The sequence below is a fragment of the Bradyrhizobium sp. LB14.3 genome (assembly GCF_040547985.1).
In the GTDB taxonomy this organism is placed as follows: Bacteria; Pseudomonadota; Alphaproteobacteria; order Rhizobiales; family Xanthobacteraceae; genus Bradyrhizobium.
This window is the reverse complement of record NZ_JBEPQT010000004.1, coordinates 48921-64143: the sequence shown is the minus strand read 5'-3', so window position 1 is coordinate 64143 and position 15223 is coordinate 48921. Positions and strand designations below refer to the sequence as shown.

Genomic DNA, 15223 nt, shown 5'->3' with positions numbered 1-15223 from the left:
TTGCCGGAACAGCGCTTCCGCCGGTCGCAGCCTGACTCAACCAACGCCGTCTTGCGCGCGCCGCCTCGCGTGCCCTGAGCGTGCGCATGGAGCGCTTTCGATGTCCCGCCTTTCCGCGCTTTTTTCGGTTTTGCTCGTTCTGACCGCGAGCCTTTCGCCTGCCGCCGCCGAGCACAAGACCATCACCGTGTTCGCCGCCGCCTCGATGAAGAACGCGCTCGACGAGGTCGATGCCGCCTACACCGCAAAAACCGGCGTCAAGTTCAGCGTCAGCTATGCCGCGAGCTCGGTGCTCGCCAAGCAGATCGAGCAGGGCGCGCCGGCCGATGTGTTCGTCTCCGCCGATACCGATTGGATGGACTACGCGACAAGCAAGAAGGCCATCAACGAGCCGACCCGGGTCAATCTGCTCGGCAACAGCATCGTGCTGATCGCGCCGAAGGATTCCAAGATCGACAACGTCACCATCACGCAAGGCTTCGACCTTGCAAAACTCGCCGGCGACGGCAGGATCGCGACCGGTGACGTCAAATCGGTGCCGGTTGGAAAGTATGCCAAGGCGGCGCTGGAGAAGCTCGGGGCGTGGCAGGCCGCCGAGCCGAAATTCGCGATGGCCGAGAGCGTGCGCGCCGCGCTGACGCTGGTGGCCCGCGGCGAGGCTAATCTCGGCATCGTCTATTCCACCGATGCCAAGGTCGAGCCAGGCGTAAAGATCGTCGGCACCTTTCCGGCGGACTCGCACCCCGCGATCATCTATCCGGTTGCTGCGACCACGGTCGCGAAGGGCGAGACCAGTGACTACCTCGCCTTCCTGCGCTCGACCGCTGCCAAGACCATTTTGGAGAAATACGGCTTCAAGTACCTGGTCAGCCCCACGACTTAATATCTCCGACGTGATATCTGCGACTTGATGTCCGAGATTTCTCCCGCCGAATGGACGGCGATCCTGCTCTCGCTCAGGGTCGCGGTCGTCGCAACGCTGGTCGCAACGCCGTTCGGCATTGCGCTGGCGTGGCTGCTGGCGCGGCGTGATTTCTGGGGCAAGTCGGTGCTCGATGCGCTGGTGCATCTGCCGCTGGTGCTGCCGCCAGTTGTCACTGGCTATCTGCTCTTGCTGACGTTTGGACGCCGCGGCCTCGTTGGCGGCTTCCTCGCCGATACGCTCGGCATCGTCTTCGCCTTTCGCTGGACCGGCGCTGCGCTTGCCTGCGGCCTGATGTCGTTCCCACTGCTGGTGCGCCCGATACGGCTGTCGATCGAGGCGATCGACAGCCGGCTCGAGCAGGCCGCCGAAACGCTCGGCGCGGCACCGTGGAAAGTGTTCTTCACGGTAACGCTGCCGCTGGCGCTGCCTGGCGTCCTCGCCGGCATGGTGCTTGGCTTTGCCAAAGCGATCGGCGAGTTCGGTGCCACCATCACCTTCGTCTCCAACATTCCCGGCGAGACCCAGACGATTTCGTCCGCGATCTATTCGCTGATCCAGACGCCTGACGGCGACGCGGCCGCGGGACGGCTGGTGATCGTCTCGATCGTGCTCGCGCTCGGCGCGTTGATCGCCGCCGAGTGGTTCGCCCGCCGCGCCACGCAGCGCCTGCACGGGAATTGACCATGCTGCGCGTCGACATCGAAAAGCAGCTCGGCGAGTTCTCGCTGTCCGCGTCCTTCACCAGCGAGGGCCGCGTCATCGGACTGTTCGGCGCCTCCGGCGCGGGCAAGAGCTCGCTGGTCAACATGATCGCAGGGCTGTTGCGTCCGGATCGCGGCACCATCGTGATCGACGGCGAGACCGTCGACGACACCGCGGCCGGCATTCATGTGCCGACCTATCGCCGCCGCATCGGCTATGTGTTCCAGGACGCGCGGCTGTTTCCGCATCTCAATGTGGCGCAAAACCTCGATTACGGCCGGCGCATGAACGGCCTTGCGTCCGACCCGGCCCAGCACACGCGCGTTATCGACCTGCTCGACATCGGTGCGCTGCTTGATCGCCGCCCCGGAAAACTCTCCGGCGGCGAACGCCAGCGCGTCGCGCTCGGCCGCGCGCTGCTCTCGAAGCCGCGCCTGCTGCTGCTCGACGAGCCGCTCGGCGCGCTCGACGAGGGCCGCAAGCTCGAGATCCTGCCCTATCTGGTGCGGCTGCGCGACGAGGCCAATGTCCCCATGGTCTATGTCAGCCACGACGTCGCCGAGCTGCGCCAGCTCGCCACGCAGATCGTGATGCTGAAGCAGGGGCGGGTGACGTCGTTTGGTGGGGTGAAGGTGCTGACGTAGCGACGAGGCGGATCGCGTTTCGACGAACCGCCTCGCTCTAACTTACAGCCCGCCACTACCAGCCGCGATCGACGTTGCGCACCTCGCCCGTTCGGGCGTCCACATCGACTTCCATCCAGCGGCCGACACTGTCACGGCCTTCGATCTGCCATTCGTCGCCGGCGAACTCGGTGTGCGAAATGGTCATGACACCAATATCGCTCGCGACGTCGAGCGCGGCCTGCATCGAGATCTGATCGCCGGTGTCATAGGCCACCGCCGGGGCCGCCGATCCGAGACCGATCGCGACGACGGCCGGCAAGATGAGATTTCGCATAGGTTGCTCCTGTCAGATACGTTTACGCGGCTAAGAACGAGCGGCGTCGCGGAGCGTTCCGGAGACAGGGATCACGAAGGCGCAAATCTTTGGCGGTTGCGGCGATTTGGTGGCGGCTCCTCATTTTCGTCACACCGGGTTCGCGCTAGCGCGCTCCGGAGTGACAACGAGATGACTAGACCCCCGCCACCGAGGTCCACAGCTCCGCTAGCTTGCGGCGCAGCGCTTGCCTGCGCGTCAGCGGCGCGGGCGCTTCCTCGTCTTCCGGCAGGCGCAGGCCAACGACGTTGACTCGGCCGCCGGAGATGGAGCGCGCGACGAGCACGATCGGATCCAGCGCGAGCTCGGCGCCCTCTTTCGGCGCGCGGTCGAGATGGACGTCGAAATAATCGGCCAAAGTCAGCTTGCTCTCGTCTTCGCCGGCCTTCACGCCGTAGATCTCCGCGAGCTCGGCGAGCGTGTGCTCGCCGGAGACCATGAAGTCGCCGAGCAGATGCGGGTCCGGCGCCGAGCTCGGCTGCATGTCGACGAAGAAGCGGTCGAGCGATTCGGCCTTTTCCGGCGGCGCCAGCAGATAGATGTAGTCGCCCGGCGCGATCGGCTCGGCTTCAACCGGCGTCAAAATGTTCTCGTTGCGGATCACCAGCGTCGGCTTCGACCAGGACGGGATCAGGCCGCGGCGGAAATACAGGCTCTTGGGCCGCACCGGATAACCGACGAGTTGCTGCTCGAGCTGGCCGGGCAGATCGAGCTCGACGCGGCGCGGGCCGCGTTCGGCGCGCGGCAGCGCGACATGAAGCTTGCGCGCGGCCGGCGCCAGCGTCCAGCCTTGCAGCAGCAGCGAGATGATGACGACAACAAAGGCGACGTCGAAATAGAGATAGGCTTTCGTCAGCCCGACCAGCATCGGGATCGAGGCCAGGAAGATCGCGACCGCACCGCGCAGGCCGGTCCAGGCGATGAAGATCTTCTCGCGCCAGTTGAAGCGGAACGGCGCCAGGCACACGAACACCGCGATCGGCCGAGCGACCAGCATCAGCACGAAGGCGATCCCGACCGCCGGCAGCACGCTGGCCCCAAGCCGGCTCGGCGAGACCAGCAGGCCGAGCAGCACGAACATCACGATCTGCGCCAGCCAGGTCGCAGCATCCAGGAACGCCACCACCGAATTATGCGCACGGGTCGGCCGGTTGCCGATGATGATGCCGGCGAGATAGACCGCGAGAAAACCCGAGGCATGCATGATCTGCGAGCCACCGAAGATGACGAGCGCCGCAGTCGTGACAAACGGCGCATGCAGGCCCTGCGGCAGCGCCACTTGGTTGAGCGCGACGACGACCAGACGTCCGCCGAGGAAGCCGACGACGGCGCCCAGCACCGCCTCCAGCAAGAACTCCATCATCACATGCCCGGCCGTGCCCGTTCCGAGGGAGATATATTCGACCAGCATCAAGGTGAGGAAGATCGCGAAGGGATCGTTGGTGCCGGATTCCACTTCCAGCGTCGCGCCGACACGCGGGCGCAGGCGCAGGCCCTGGGTATGCACCAGCAGGAACACGGCGGCGGCATCAGTCGAGGCCACCACGGCGCCGACCAGCAGCGACTCCGTCCAGTTGAGATCGAGTGCGTATTTGGCGAACGGCGCCGTGATCAGCGCAGTCAGAAGCACGCCGACGGTGGCGAGCACCACGGATGGCGCGAGCACGGTGCGGATGCTGGCAAAGCGCGTCTTCAGGCCGCCGTCGAACAGGATCAGGGCAAGCGCCACCGAGCCGACCAGATAGGTGGTGCGGACGTCGTCGAACTGAAGCTGGCCGGGGCCGGAATCGCCCGCGAGCATGCCGATGGCAAGAAAGACGAGCAGCAAGGGCGCGCCGAAGCGCAGTGCAAGCAGGCTCGACAGGATGCCGGCCAACACCAGGACGGCGCCGAGCAATATGGCGAGACTGACAGAGTCGAGGGAGGCCATCCACCTTCCGGGTACGAATTCGCTGGAATGGCATCCTTATCGTCGGCGGACTCCCGCGCCAACCCATTTTCTCCCGCTCGCGGCAATCTGCCCGTATTTTGCGGCCTTAACGCACTTCACTTAGCGGTGTATCGGTGGCCCGGCCGCTCCCTTTGTGGGATTCTGCGGCGCCCTCGAATCAAATCCTCCCGCCCGCTTCCCGACGAGACCGATGGACATGGACCTCAAAGACTTCATGGAGTTCGTGCAGACCACCGCACGCAGCGTCGGGGCGGAGATTTGCTCACCCTGGTTCTACCTGCAATTCGGCCTGATTCTGGCTGCGGCCGGCATCGCCTATGCCGCGGAAGCCGGGGTTCGCCACCGCGTCGACATGACATCGCTGGCGATGCACTGGCCGCTGCCGCTCCGGCACTTCGCCCGCGTCATGGTGAGCAGCGCCTCGACGGCGGTGTTCACCCTGCTGGTGATCATCTCCCGCGTGGTGATGTATCACGCGACCTGGCCGAGCCGCAGCTATCTGCTGATGGTCGCCGCCAAGCTCGGGCTGGCCTGGCTCGCGATCCGGCTCTTGACCTCGATGCTGCGCAACGCCTTCATCGTCAAGCTGGTGTCGATCACGGCCTGGTTTGTCGCCGCGCTCTCCATCCTCGGCCAGCTCGATGCGACGGTGGATTTGCTGGATTCCTTCGCCATCGTGCTCGGCGGCCTGCGGCTGACGCCGCTGCTGGTGATCAAGGCCGGCGCGCTGCTGCTCATCGCGCTCTGGGCCACCAATATCGCCAGCAATTTCGCCGAGAGCCGGATCAATTCGACGACCGATTTAACCCCGTCGGTGCAGGTGCTGCTGATCAAGATCATCCGCATCGGACTTCTGGCCATCGCAATTGTCATTGCGCTCGGCGCGGTCGGCATCGACCTCTCCGCGCTCGCGGTGTTCTCCGGCGCGGTTGGCGTCGGCATCGGTATCGGCCTGCAGAAGATCGTGGCCAATTTCATCTCGGGGATCATCCTGCTCGCCGACAAATCGGTGAAGCCCGGCGACCTCGTCACCATCGGGGACAACACCGGACGGATCAGCGCGATGAAGACGCGCTATATTTCCGTCGCCGCCGGCGACGGCCGCGAATTCCTGGTGCCGAACGAGGATCTGGTGACGCAGAAAGTGGTCAACTGGACCTATACCGACAAGAACACGCTGGTGAAGATCGCCTTCGGCACCAATTACGACGCCGATCCGCGGCTGGTCTGCAAGCTCGCCGCCGAGACCGCCGCCGCCCATCCCCGCGCGCAGAAGGGCAAGCCGCCGAACAGCATTTTGACCGAATTCGCGGAAGCCGGAATGAAGTTCTCGCTGACCTTCTGGATCGCGGACCCCGACGGCATGGACGGCGTCAAGAGCGACGTGATGCTGGCGTTGTGGGACGCCTTCAAGCGCGAGGGCATCCGGGTTCCCTACCCTGTCCGCGAAATCCGCATCCGCGGCGGCGCCCTGCCGGTGGAAACCACCGTAGAAGTCCCGAATTAGGCCCGCTTACGGGCACAAGACAGGCACGCCTGACTTGCATGAAGGCCCGCAATCATTAAATTGGAGCGTGAAATCAAGCCTTTCCGCCGATATCGAGCCCACCCCAGAAGATAGCGTCCGCATGAGTTACGTCGAAGCTTCCGATACCTCCCTGCGCAAGACCGGACAGATCAAGCTGCACGGACCGAGCGCCTTTGCCGGCATGCGCAAGGCGGGAGCGCTGGTGGCGAAGTGCCTCGACGAGCTCACCGACATCGTCGGGCCCGGCGTGCCGACCGAGCGCATCGACCAGTTCGTCCGCGACTTCGCCTTCAGCAACAATGCCTATCCGGCGACGCTGATGTATCGCGGTTACCGCTACTCGACCTGCACCTCGCTCAACCACGTGGTCTGCCACGGCATGCCCGGCGACCGTCCGTTGAAAGAGGGCGACATCGTCAACATCGATGTCACCTTCATCGTCGACGGCTGGTACGGCGATTCCAGCCGCATGTATGCGGTCGGCCCGATCGCGCGCAAGGCCGAACGGCTGATCGAGGTGACGTATGAGGCCATGATGCGGGGCATCGCCGCGGTGAAGCCCGGCGCCACCACCGGCGACATCGGCCACGCCATCCAGAGCTTCGTCGAGCCGCAGGCCATGAGCGTGGTGCGCGATTTCTGCGGTCATGGCCTCGGGCGCATGTTCCACGACGAGCCGAACATCATCCATATCGGCCGGCCGGGCGAAGGCGTGCAGCTCAAGCCGGGCATGTTCTTCACCATCGAGCCGATGATCAATCTCGGCAAGCCGCATGTGAAGATCCTGTCCGACGGCTGGACCGCCGTCACCCGCGACCGCTCGCTATCGGCGCAGTTCGAGCATTCCGTCGGCGTCACCGCCACCGGCGTCGAGATCTTCACGCTATCGGAGCGGCACGGCGAGAAGCAGATCGGGTGATGGCGGCGCAAGCGCCGACGCGCGCCTATCGCGGCCGGCGGAACGACGACGGCCGCCGCTTGTAGGTCGCGGCAAAGGCATCGTTGAATCTGCGAACGCTGCCGAAACCTGCGGCGAAGGCGATCTCCGCCAATGTCATGCTGGTCTGGTCGATCAAGCGCTTGGCTTCCTGCACCCGCCGCGTCGCTGCGATCTCGCTCGGGCTCGCCCCGGCGTGGCGCATGAACAGGCGAAGCAGGTGGCGCGGCCCGACGCCAAGGGCTTCTGCAAGCTCCGTCATTGAAGCCTGATCCAGAAAACCGTCATGGATCAGACGCATCCCGCGCGCCACGGTGCTCGCCGTTCCCATCCAGGCCGGCGACCCCGGCGCCGTTTCCGGCCGGCAGCGGAGGCACGGGCGAAAACCGGCCCGCTCGGCGGCGGCAGCTGTCGCATAGAAGGTGACGTTCTCGGAGCGAGCAGGACGAACCGGACAGACCGGCCGGCAATAGATGCGCGTCGACCGGACACCGGAGAAGAACAGTCCGTCGAAGGCGCGCGCACGGGCCAGCCGAGCCCGATCGCAGGTTTCCCAGTCGAGATGCGGTGGCAGGGTTTGCCTATGCGCCGAGCCTGTCGCCATTGCGCGATAATAATGCCCGCGCTGCACGCCGAGTAGCTGAAATCGGACTCGATCGGGCGATGAGGTCCGAATTCAGCCAGCCTCTCCCGGCGCTCCGGATCATGGTGTCGATCGCTTCAGGAGCAAATCGCATGAGCACGCAGAGGCAACAAACGACGCGAAGGAAGACCACTCTCGCGCTCGAGATCGGACTCCTGCTGCTGCTCTCGCTGATCTGGGGCAGTTCGTTCACGCTGATCAAGGTCGCGATCCCGACGATTCCGCCCTTCACGATGGTCGCCGCGCGGGTGACGATCGCGGCCATTATCCTGATCCTGATCGCTCTCGCGCAGGGACACGCCCTTCCCCGCCGAGGATCGGACTGGGCGGCCCTCTTCGTGCAAGGGCTGCTGCAGAGTGCACTGCCCTTCACCCTGATCAGCTGGGGCGAGGCACATATCGCAAGCGGTCTCGCCGGCGTACTCAATGCAACCCCGCCGATGTTTGTGCTCGCGATCGCGATGATGACCGTGCGCGGGCGGCTGAGCATCAACGGCCAGAAGCTCATCGGCGTCGGTCTCGGTCTCGCGGGTGTCGCCGTGACCATAGGTGCCGATGCGTTTTCGGGGATCGGCACGGCCGCTCCGCTGGCCCAGGCAGCGGTACTATGCGCGAGCCTCTGCTATGCGCTCGCACCGATATGGGGGCAGCGCTTCTCGGGGCGTCCCGCGATCGTCACGGCGGCCGGAGCCATGAGCTGCGCCGCGCTTCTCATGCTCCCGATCGCCGCCGCTCTCGAACAGCCGTGGACACTGGCGCCGCCGCCGGCGCAGGCGATCGCGGCGGTGATCGCGCTCGCGGTGGTCTGCACGGCTTTCGCGATGGTGATCTATTTCCGGCTGATCCACACGCTCGGTCCGCTCGGCACGACAAGCGGAAGCTATCTGCGCGCCGGTTTCGCGGTGGCGCTCGGCACCGCATGGCTCGGCGAGCAATTTACCTGGTCCAGTATTGCCGGAATGCTGTTCATTCTCGCCGGTGTGGTGGCGGTCACGGTGCCCGCACCAGCGCACGGCGCCCGAAGACCGGCGGGCTGAGTCACCATCTTCAAAGCCATATGCCAGGACCTGCGCGCCGTCCCGCAATTGACGGTTGCAAAAGCGCTGGTCCGCGGCAATGCTGGCGACCGATGCCCGCCAAGTCAGACCAGGACAAGAGCAAGCCGGAGGAAGCGCCGCACTATCTCGGCCATCGCGAGCGGCTGCGCGAGCGCTTCTACAGCGCCGGTGCGGATGCGCTCAGCGACTATGAGCTGCTGGAGATGGCGCTGTTTCCGGCGCTGCCGCGGCGCGACACCAAGCCGCTGGCGAAGACATTGATCAAGACTTTTGGCTCGTTCGCCGAGGTCGTCCATGCTCCGGTGGCGCGCCTGCGCGAGGTTGACGGCGTCGGCGAGCCCGCGATCCACCAGCTCAAGCTGATCGCGGCGGCATCGCACCGCGTCGCCAAGGGCGAGGTCAACAGCCGCAACGCGCTGTCGTCCTGGAACGAGGTGATCGACTATTGCCGCACCAGCATGGCGTTTGCCGACAAGGAGCAATTCCGCCTGCTGTTCCTCGACAAGCGCAACCAGCTCATCGCCGACGAGGTGCAGCAGACCGGCACCGTCGACCACACCCCGGTCTATCCGCGCGAGGTGATCAAGCGCGCGCTGGAATTATCCGCGACCGCGCTGATCCTGGTCCACAACCACCCCTCAGGCGATCCCTCGCCCTCGCAGGCCGACATCCAGATGACGAAAGCGATCATCGAGATCGCAAAGCCGCTCGGCATCTCCGTGCACGACCACATCATCGTCGGCAAGAACGGGCATGCGAGTCTGAAGGGCTTGAGGCTGATGTGATAGCGACAAGCAGCCTAGAGCCGTTCCGATCGAATCGGAACGGAGGCCTGTTTCTTTATTTTGACGCGTTTCTTCGAGCGAACCGGTATCCACTTCGCTGGAAGACGCTCAAGCGGCACCCGCGCTCCCTCGCTGACAAGCACCGCCTTGCGCGCCCTTGAAACGTAAGGGTACGATTGTTCATTGGTGAAGATTGAAGATGTGCAGCTTGGTCAGCCAGGCCCCGTCTGGCTGGTGCTCGAAGATGCGGACGGTGTTCCCCGACACTTTCGTCGGCTCGCCGGTCTTGTTGATGATGTTGAGCGTCCAGCGGGCCTCCTGATAGGCATACTGACCATCTTGCCGAATACTGACGATCTCGAACGTATGATCCTTCCGGTTGCCCGGCTTGAGGCGGTCTTCCCAGAACTTTCCGATCGCTTGCTGCCCGTTGACCGGCTGGGCCCCCGGCGGCAGCACAACCGCGTCATTCGTGTACATCGCGGGAAACGCAGCGGGGGTGTTGGTATTGTACGCGGCAAGCCAGCGGGCATTGTCCGCCTCCATGACGGCACGCAGATCCTCGGCCCTCGCGCTTCCGACCGCGGCGAGCGCAACCAGCAGCACTGCACAGAGCGCATACTTCGCTTTCATGGCTAGACCCTCCCCAAGAAAACGGAGTCCGATATAACGAGCCTCCGACAAATCCCAGGTTAGACGAACGAGCGAGACGCGAAATCCCGCGAATACGGAAACGTATCCCCCAAACATGGGATGCGCTCTCTTGTGACGGTTTAGGAAACCGGTAGCAGGAGGTTGAGGGTCGTGCCGGCGGCGGATGGCTGGATGTCGAGCCGGCCGCCAATGACTTTCGCGCGGTGCCTCATGCTGGCGATGCCCCGGCCGGTGCGCTCGCCACAGAAACCTGTGCCGTTGTCACGCACGCAGATATAGACGTGCTCGCCCGCGGCGTCCAATCCGGTTTCCACGCGTATGCTGGTCGCGTGAGCGTGCTTCACGATATTGGTGAAGGCCTCCTGCAGGATACGTAGAATGTGCAGCACGTTCTGTGGCGTCAGGCAAGGGAGCCCGGGCACCTCACTCACCTGCCAATCGAGTTCGATGCCTTGTTTGCGCAGCCGTCCGTCGAGCCGGTAGCGTAGATTCCCCATCACCGGCAGGAGATCGTTTTCGGTCGGCTCCAGCGAATCGATGGTGAGTCTCAGGTCGTCCAGGCATTCGCGCAATGCGGCGGCGACCTCCATTGCGGACAACTCGCCATGCTCGACCAGGCTCAAGGCAGAGATCAACTGCGCGCCGATGCCGTCGTGCATGTCGCGCATGATGCGGCTGCGTTCTTCGACAATCGCCTGCTGGCGTTCCATCATCTGCATGCGCTGGTAGTTGCGTGCCAGCTCGGCGTGCTTTTCGGCGACGCGCTGTTCCAGTTCCGCGTTAAGTTTTTCGGTGTCGTTGAGCGATCTTACGAAGCGGTCGATAAGGATCCACCCTATCATGATGAACATCGGCACGTAGGCAAACGGTTGGTATCGCGGCAGGTCTATCGGATAGGACAAGAGGCGCTCGTTGGCGGAGATCACAAGCTTGATTGACCCCGCAATGGCAAGGCCAAGCGTCTCCAGTGTCCTTCGTTGCCAGGCAAGCGTCCAAAAGACCGCGACATAGACGATGGTCAGTACGAAGGTCATAAGCCACCATTGTTGGGTGACCCATCCCCCGAAGCCGACAAAGGACGCGTAGTCGAGAAACGGCGAGGCGACCAGATAAGCCCACAACCAACGTTCCAGGCGCGGCCAGCGCCACCCGCCGTAGCGCAGTGCAAAAAGGCACATGAGGACGATGTAGGCTTCCAATCCAGCCCAGACCAGTACGCCCCAGTACGGGAATGGAATGGGTGGCTCGGCTATCACAAATCGACCGGCAACAAAGAGAGCGAACGCGAGAGCCGTTAGCGCAGCGTAGCCGTACATGGTCTCGTGGCGGCGACGCAGCCACATGAGCAGAATGAACAGTCCGAAACCGGCTGAAAAGACAACAATCATCTGCGGGCCGGTGACCGAGACCCAAACACGCCGCTCGTACACCGCGCGCACCAAGGGCTCTGGCCCGATCGTCATGCCGGACAAAGCTCCGCGCGTACCGCTCTTGACCCATAACCTCAGATGGACCGTGTTGGGGCCCGCATGCAGAAGGTCGTGACGGATGGAAAACAGCTGAGGGGGATGCCCAAGCAGAACCGGCGGAGCGCCGGGCACAAAGGGCGGAGGTGGTTGCTCAGTGCGTGAGGTTCGCTCAAAGGGCCCCGTCTGGCCCACGTGAACGCCGTTCACGTACAAGGCCCCAAAGGTCTGGAGCAAAGGCACGTAGGCTGCGTAGAGTTTATCCGGCTCGACGGGCAAGACGATGTGCAGTCGGTACCAGCCGTAGCCCCAGACACCGGGGCGCGAAACGAGCCAGTTGTCGGGCAAAATCTGCCGCCGCCAAGCCGCCGAATCCGATGGCGGCTCAGACGAGTCGCTGAAGATGAACTCGGCTTGACCGAGTCGCAGCAGTGGCTCGCCGGTAGCTCCGATGGACGGAATCGGCGCGAGCATCGGCGCGAGAACGAGCGCGAGTACACCGAGAAGCAGTAGCCCGAGCGAATTTTGTGGCGACCGCAGGACCGTTGCGGCGACATACCTAGATAAGCCCCATCTTTCCGGCTTCATAGACGGCCTCCCCGCGGGAATGCACGGCGAGCTTCTGATAGATTTTCTTCACATGCGAAACGACGGTATGATGCGACAGGCCGAGCAATCGGGATATCTCGCCGAAACTGAAGCCCTTGGCGATGAAAGCCAGCACCTCCGACTCCCGCACCGACAGCGCCGTCTCCGGTTTCGCCTCCGCCGCAACGGCCGCAGGCTTCAGCCGCCTCAGCAACTGCCGGGCGATCACCGGGCTGATGGGAGAGCCCCCGGCGCGCAGTTGTTTGATCAGATGGACGAACTCCTGGGGCAAGCTGTCCTTGAGGATGTACCCTGTCGCCCCTGCCTCTATGCTGGCGAGCACATGGTCTTCGTCGCCGAAAACCGTGATGACCATGATGTCCGTGTCGGGGTGGCGGTGCGCTGTTTCCCGGATCAGGTCGATGCCGCTGCCGTCGGGTAGTCCGAGATCCGTCAGCAAGACGTCAGGTGCCGCCTTGCTCATCGCCTGCCGGGCGGAGGCGACGTCAGCCACCGCGGCGAAGAGTTCGAGTTCCGCGTCAGAGGCCACAATCTTGCAGAATCGAGTCAGAAACGCCGGGTCGTCCTCGACTACCATTACGGTCGTCATGATGCCCTCCTCGGGCAGGGGCCGCTACTTACGAGGATAGGGGATAATTGCCATTTTGGGCATACCGCGAACACGGGATAACGGCCGTGCTGGCAAGTCGGCAAAGTTGGTCGACGACGGCGCGATAACCGCTAAGCGGCCCAGCGCGGACTTGGTCTCAGATTTGACAACCTACCGTGCCGCTGAAGTAGACCAAGAGACCGAGATTGACTCAACGGGATCGTCACGAACAGACACCACCTACCGCCCCCAATGAGCGAGCCCTGTCCTTGCATACGCGGTAACAACGCCAACGCTATCAACATGATAAATCGCCCGGTCCATTGTCCACAACCACCCCTCAAGCGATCCCTCGCCCTCGCAGGCCGACATCCAGATGACGAAAGCGATCATCGACATCGCAAAGCCGCTCGGCATCGCCGTGCACGACCACATCATCGTGGACCGAGGCGGCCATGCCAGCCTGCGTGGGCTGCGGTTGATCTAGGCTGTCGAATCACATGACAAGGACAGCATGAGCGACTGGCTGCACAATCTGCCGCTGCCCTGGATGGCGCTGGTGGTCTTCGGTTTCACCTATCTGGTGGCGATGGCCATCTTCGCGGCCGTCGCGCTTGTCGCAACGGGGGAGCGCGCCAAATCGCTGAAGGCGATCTCACCGGGCATGCTGCCGGTGCTCGGCATCATCTTCGGCCTGTTCGTCGCCTTTACCGCGGCGCAGGTCTGGGGCGACAGCGACCGCGCCGGCGCCGCGGTGAGCCGTGAGGCCAGCGCGCTGCGAAGCGCTGTGCTGCTCGCCGCCGGCCTGCCGGCAGAGCAGGAGACAAGGCTGCGCGGCCTGGTGCGCGACTATGTCGAGCAGGCCGTCACGGTGGAATGGCCGATGATGGCGCATCAGGAGGTGTCGCTGAAGGTGACGCCGCCCGCGCTCGCCGAAGCCTTGCAGCTCGTCGTCGCGATGGCGCCGCAGGGCCGGAATCAGGAGACCGTGCAGCACGAGATCATCAACGCGCTCCAGCAGGCGCTGGATGCGCGGCGGCAGCGGATCATCGTCAGCCTCGCCGCGGTGAATTCGGTCAAATGGTGGTGCCTGTATCTCCAGGCGGCCTGCGCGCTGCTGGTGATCGGCCTCGTCCATTGCGACAACCGGCTGGGATCGGCGATCGCGATGGGCCTGTTCGCGACCGGCGTCGCGACCTCGGTTCTCTTGATCGCCGCGCACGACCGGCCGTTCGCCGGCCAGGTCTCGATCCGGCCGGAGCCGCTGCTCCAGATCATGCCGGAGTCAGCGGCGAAAAGTTGAGGCGCGACAGCTCGTCTCGATCTCAGTAGCAGTATCGGGGATCGACCGGGACGTAGGAGCCGTCCCGGCGCTGCATGTAGCAACCGCGCTGATAGGCGTAGTAGCCGGAGCGGCGGCGTTCGCCCTCGGAGGCGATCGCAGCGCCCGTGCCGGCACCGACGACGGCGCCGATGGCGGCTCCACGGCCCCCGCCGAGCGCGCCACCCACGATCGCTCCACCGACGCCGCCGAGGATGGCACCGCCGATTGCGTCCTGCGCCGCCGCCTCGTGGACCGGCATCGCCATCGCGACCGTCAGACATGTCGCGATTGCGAAACTTCCAATACGAAGACCTCGAAGCATGCTCGCCCTCCCCTGTGGCCAGGCGAGTCATAGCGCCGGAAGCGGATTCGGGCCAGACAAATTGCCGACGCCGCGCCTCCTCACGTCATGCGGTGGCGCCGGAGGCGTAGCGCGACGGCGGCTTTAATGATGCCGCCTGCGATGCACGGGCTTGCCGATTCATCTCAAGCATCGACCCAGCGCTGCACGGCCTCGGCGGTGTCGGCGGGCGTGGTGTTGAAACAGATCGCGGCGTCAGGCGCCAGGCGGTGGACGAGGTTGAGCACCTTCTCGAACAGCAGCAGACGCTCCTTCGGCTCGCGCAGGCCCGCGCCGATCACGATGCAGTCGAAGCTCTCGTCGCGCAACGCTGCCGTGACGGCGGCTTCCGCCGCGGCATCGAGATCGATCAGGCAACTCGTGACCTCGTAACCGAGATCGCGCAGGCGCAGCAGCTGCGCATCGATGTAGTCGCGCACGAGTTCCGGTGTGAGCAGCGGGAATGCGCTGTAGTCCGCATTGCCGGGTTCGATGCCGATCGCGAGGACGCGCTTGGTCATGCAGGAATCCTTGCGGGACTGCCTCGCGTCGCTAACGGAGGAGGGTCCCTGCCGGTTCCCTCGGCGGCGACCGCCTCGATCCCGGTCCCGCCGCTCATTTTCCCGGCGAGGCTGTAACCCATTTCACACGCGCCGCGCCGGCGGCCTGCCAGATTTGGGAGATCACGCTGGCGTCACGCCTGATCACGGCAC

General features: G+C 64.4%; 16 protein-coding genes and 1 pseudogene. 9 read left to right on the top strand and 8 right to left on the bottom strand.

The features are described from left to right. Nucleotides 1-100 precede the first annotated feature (100 nt). The 3 genes from modA to modC are packed head-to-tail and all read left to right on the top strand — an operon-like array spanning nucleotide 101 to nucleotide 2271. The gene (gene modA / locus ABIB00_RS10410; protein WP_354104250.1) at nucleotides 101-883 is read left to right on the top strand and encodes a molybdate ABC transporter substrate-binding protein; all 783 of its coding nucleotides are present in this window, start codon (nucleotides 101-103) and stop codon (nucleotides 881-883) included. A gap of 27 nt (nucleotides 884-910) precedes the next feature. Beyond that, entirely contained in the window at nucleotides 911-1606 is a 696-nt protein-coding gene (modB, locus tag ABIB00_RS10405) for a molybdate ABC transporter permease subunit (RefSeq protein WP_247445388.1), read from the top strand. Nucleotides 1607-1608: 2 nt separating this feature from the next. Next, the gene (modC, locus tag ABIB00_RS10400) at nucleotides 1609-2271 is read left to right on the top strand and encodes a molybdenum ABC transporter ATP-binding protein (RefSeq protein ID WP_247445389.1); all 663 of its coding nucleotides are present in this window, start codon (nucleotides 1609-1611) and stop codon (nucleotides 2269-2271) included. 55 nt (nucleotides 2272-2326) lie between these two features. On the opposite strand, the gene ABIB00_RS10395 is transcribed toward modC, so the two are convergent. Together ABIB00_RS10395 and ABIB00_RS10390 are read right to left on the bottom strand one after the other, a co-directional pair. Continuing rightward, nucleotides 2327-2587: a hypothetical protein gene (locus ABIB00_RS10395; RefSeq protein ID WP_354104249.1), complete on the bottom strand. Its 261-nt coding sequence runs from the start codon at nucleotides 2585-2587 to the stop codon at nucleotides 2327-2329. Nucleotides 2588-2762: 175 nt separating this feature from the next. Continuing rightward, complete coding sequence (locus ABIB00_RS10390) at nucleotides 2763-4556, bottom strand: potassium/proton antiporter (RefSeq protein WP_247348664.1); 1794 nt, start codon at nucleotides 4554-4556, stop codon at nucleotides 2763-2765. A 211-nt stretch (nucleotides 4557-4767) separates the two neighbouring features. Between ABIB00_RS10390 and ABIB00_RS10385 the strand changes: the two genes are divergently transcribed. After that, entirely contained in the window at nucleotides 4768-6084 is a 1317-nt protein-coding gene (locus ABIB00_RS10385; RefSeq protein WP_354104248.1) for a mechanosensitive ion channel family protein, read from the top strand. 121 nt (nucleotides 6085-6205) lie between these two features. Further along, nucleotides 6206-7024: a type I methionyl aminopeptidase gene (gene map / locus ABIB00_RS10380; protein WP_007597786.1), complete on the top strand. Its 819-nt coding sequence runs from the start codon at nucleotides 6206-6208 to the stop codon at nucleotides 7022-7024. A gap of 25 nt (nucleotides 7025-7049) precedes the next feature. On the opposite strand, the gene ABIB00_RS10375 is transcribed toward map, so the two are convergent. Then, nucleotides 7050-7646, bottom strand: coding sequence for a bifunctional transcriptional activator/DNA repair enzyme AdaA (locus ABIB00_RS10375; protein WP_354104247.1), 597 nt, complete (start codon nucleotides 7644-7646; stop codon nucleotides 7050-7052). A gap of 131 nt (nucleotides 7647-7777) precedes the next feature. Here ABIB00_RS10375 and ABIB00_RS10370 point away from each other — a divergent pair, with 131 nt between their 5' ends. Next, nucleotides 7778-8722, top strand: coding sequence for a DMT family transporter (locus ABIB00_RS10370; RefSeq protein WP_354104246.1), 945 nt, complete (start codon nucleotides 7778-7780; stop codon nucleotides 8720-8722). A gap of 92 nt (nucleotides 8723-8814) precedes the next feature. Next, on the top strand, nucleotides 8815-9528 hold the full coding sequence (gene radC, locus ABIB00_RS10365; protein ID WP_354104245.1) for a RadC family protein: 714 nt from the start codon (nucleotides 8815-8817) through the stop codon (nucleotides 9526-9528). Nucleotides 9529-9708: 180 nt separating this feature from the next. Here the strand turns inward: radC and ABIB00_RS10360 are convergent, their stop codons facing one another. Genes ABIB00_RS10360 through ABIB00_RS10350 form a run of 3 tightly spaced genes read right to left on the bottom strand, consistent with a single transcriptional unit; the run spans nucleotide 9709 to nucleotide 12846 of the window. After that, on the bottom strand, nucleotides 9709-10278 hold the full coding sequence (locus tag ABIB00_RS10360; protein WP_354104244.1) for a YybH family protein: 570 nt from the start codon (nucleotides 10276-10278) through the stop codon (nucleotides 9709-9711). 23 nt (nucleotides 10279-10301) lie between these two features. Then, complete coding sequence (locus ABIB00_RS10355; RefSeq protein ID WP_354104243.1) at nucleotides 10302-12236, bottom strand: sensor histidine kinase; 1935 nt, start codon at nucleotides 12234-12236, stop codon at nucleotides 10302-10304. Next, nucleotides 12208-12846, bottom strand: a complete 639-nt coding sequence (locus tag ABIB00_RS10350; protein ID WP_354104242.1) for a response regulator — start codon at nucleotides 12844-12846, stop codon at nucleotides 12208-12210. The genes ABIB00_RS10355 and ABIB00_RS10350 overlap by 29 nt, the downstream gene beginning before the upstream one ends. Nucleotides 12847-13168: 322 nt before the next feature. On the opposite strand from ABIB00_RS10350, the pseudogene ABIB00_RS10345 reads away from it, so the two are divergent. Next, nucleotides 13169-13333: pseudogene (locus tag ABIB00_RS10345) on the top strand (JAB domain-containing protein); the annotation flags it as partial. 27 nt (nucleotides 13334-13360) lie between these two features. Further along, the gene (locus ABIB00_RS10340; protein WP_247445395.1) at nucleotides 13361-14149 is read left to right on the top strand and encodes a bestrophin-like domain; all 789 of its coding nucleotides are present in this window, start codon (nucleotides 13361-13363) and stop codon (nucleotides 14147-14149) included. Nucleotides 14150-14171: 22 nt separating this feature from the next. Here the strand turns inward: ABIB00_RS10340 and ABIB00_RS10335 are convergent, their stop codons facing one another. Together ABIB00_RS10335 and ABIB00_RS10330 are read right to left on the bottom strand one after the other, a co-directional pair. Continuing rightward, on the bottom strand, nucleotides 14172-14492 hold the full coding sequence (locus ABIB00_RS10335) for a YMGG-like glycine zipper-containing protein (RefSeq protein ID WP_354104241.1): 321 nt from the start codon (nucleotides 14490-14492) through the stop codon (nucleotides 14172-14174). A gap of 164 nt (nucleotides 14493-14656) precedes the next feature. Further along, nucleotides 14657-15031: a hypothetical protein gene (locus ABIB00_RS10330; protein WP_247445397.1), complete on the bottom strand. Its 375-nt coding sequence runs from the start codon at nucleotides 15029-15031 to the stop codon at nucleotides 14657-14659. Between the last annotated feature and the right edge of the window lie 192 nt (nucleotides 15032-15223).

What these genes read in the sequence shown, in the direction of transcription:
- modA (WP_354104250.1), top strand. Translation starts at nt 101, where the DNA reads ATGTCCCGCCTTTCCGCGCTTTTTTCGGTTTTGCTCGTTCTGACCGCG.
- modB (WP_247445388.1), top strand. Translation starts at nt 911, where the DNA reads ATGTCCGAGATTTCTCCCGCCGAATGGACGGCGATCCTGCTCTCGCTC.
- modC (WP_247445389.1), top strand. Translation starts at nt 1,609, where the DNA reads ATGCTGCGCGTCGACATCGAAAAGCAGCTCGGCGAGTTCTCGCTGTCC.
- ABIB00_RS10395 (WP_354104249.1), bottom strand. Translation starts at nt 2,587, where the DNA reads ATGCGAAATCTCATCTTGCCGGCCGTCGTCGCGATCGGTCTCGGATCG.
- ABIB00_RS10390 (WP_247348664.1), bottom strand. Translation starts at nt 4,556, where the DNA reads ATGGCCTCCCTCGACTCTGTCAGTCTCGCCATATTGCTCGGCGCCGTC.
- ABIB00_RS10385 (WP_354104248.1), top strand. Translation starts at nt 4,768, where the DNA reads ATGGACATGGACCTCAAAGACTTCATGGAGTTCGTGCAGACCACCGCA.
- map (WP_007597786.1), top strand. Translation starts at nt 6,206, where the DNA reads ATGAGTTACGTCGAAGCTTCCGATACCTCCCTGCGCAAGACCGGACAG.
- ABIB00_RS10375 (WP_354104247.1), bottom strand. Translation starts at nt 7,646, where the DNA reads ATGGCGACAGGCTCGGCGCATAGGCAAACCCTGCCACCGCATCTCGAC.
- ABIB00_RS10370 (WP_354104246.1), top strand. Translation starts at nt 7,778, where the DNA reads ATGAGCACGCAGAGGCAACAAACGACGCGAAGGAAGACCACTCTCGCG.
- radC (WP_354104245.1), top strand. Translation starts at nt 8,815, where the DNA reads ATGCCCGCCAAGTCAGACCAGGACAAGAGCAAGCCGGAGGAAGCGCCG.
- ABIB00_RS10360 (WP_354104244.1), bottom strand. Translation starts at nt 10,278, where the DNA reads ATGTTTGGGGGATACGTTTCCGTATTCGCGGGATTTCGCGTCTCGCTC.
- ABIB00_RS10355 (WP_354104243.1), bottom strand. Translation starts at nt 12,236, where the DNA reads ATGAAGCCGGAAAGATGGGGCTTATCTAGGTATGTCGCCGCAACGGTC.
- ABIB00_RS10350 (WP_354104242.1), bottom strand. Translation starts at nt 12,846, where the DNA reads ATGACGACCGTAATGGTAGTCGAGGACGACCCGGCGTTTCTGACTCGA.
- ABIB00_RS10340 (WP_247445395.1), top strand. Translation starts at nt 13,361, where the DNA reads ATGAGCGACTGGCTGCACAATCTGCCGCTGCCCTGGATGGCGCTGGTG.
- ABIB00_RS10335 (WP_354104241.1), bottom strand. Translation starts at nt 14,492, where the DNA reads ATGCTTCGAGGTCTTCGTATTGGAAGTTTCGCAATCGCGACATGTCTG.
- ABIB00_RS10330 (WP_247445397.1), bottom strand. Translation starts at nt 15,031, where the DNA reads ATGACCAAGCGCGTCCTCGCGATCGGCATCGAACCCGGCAATGCGGAC.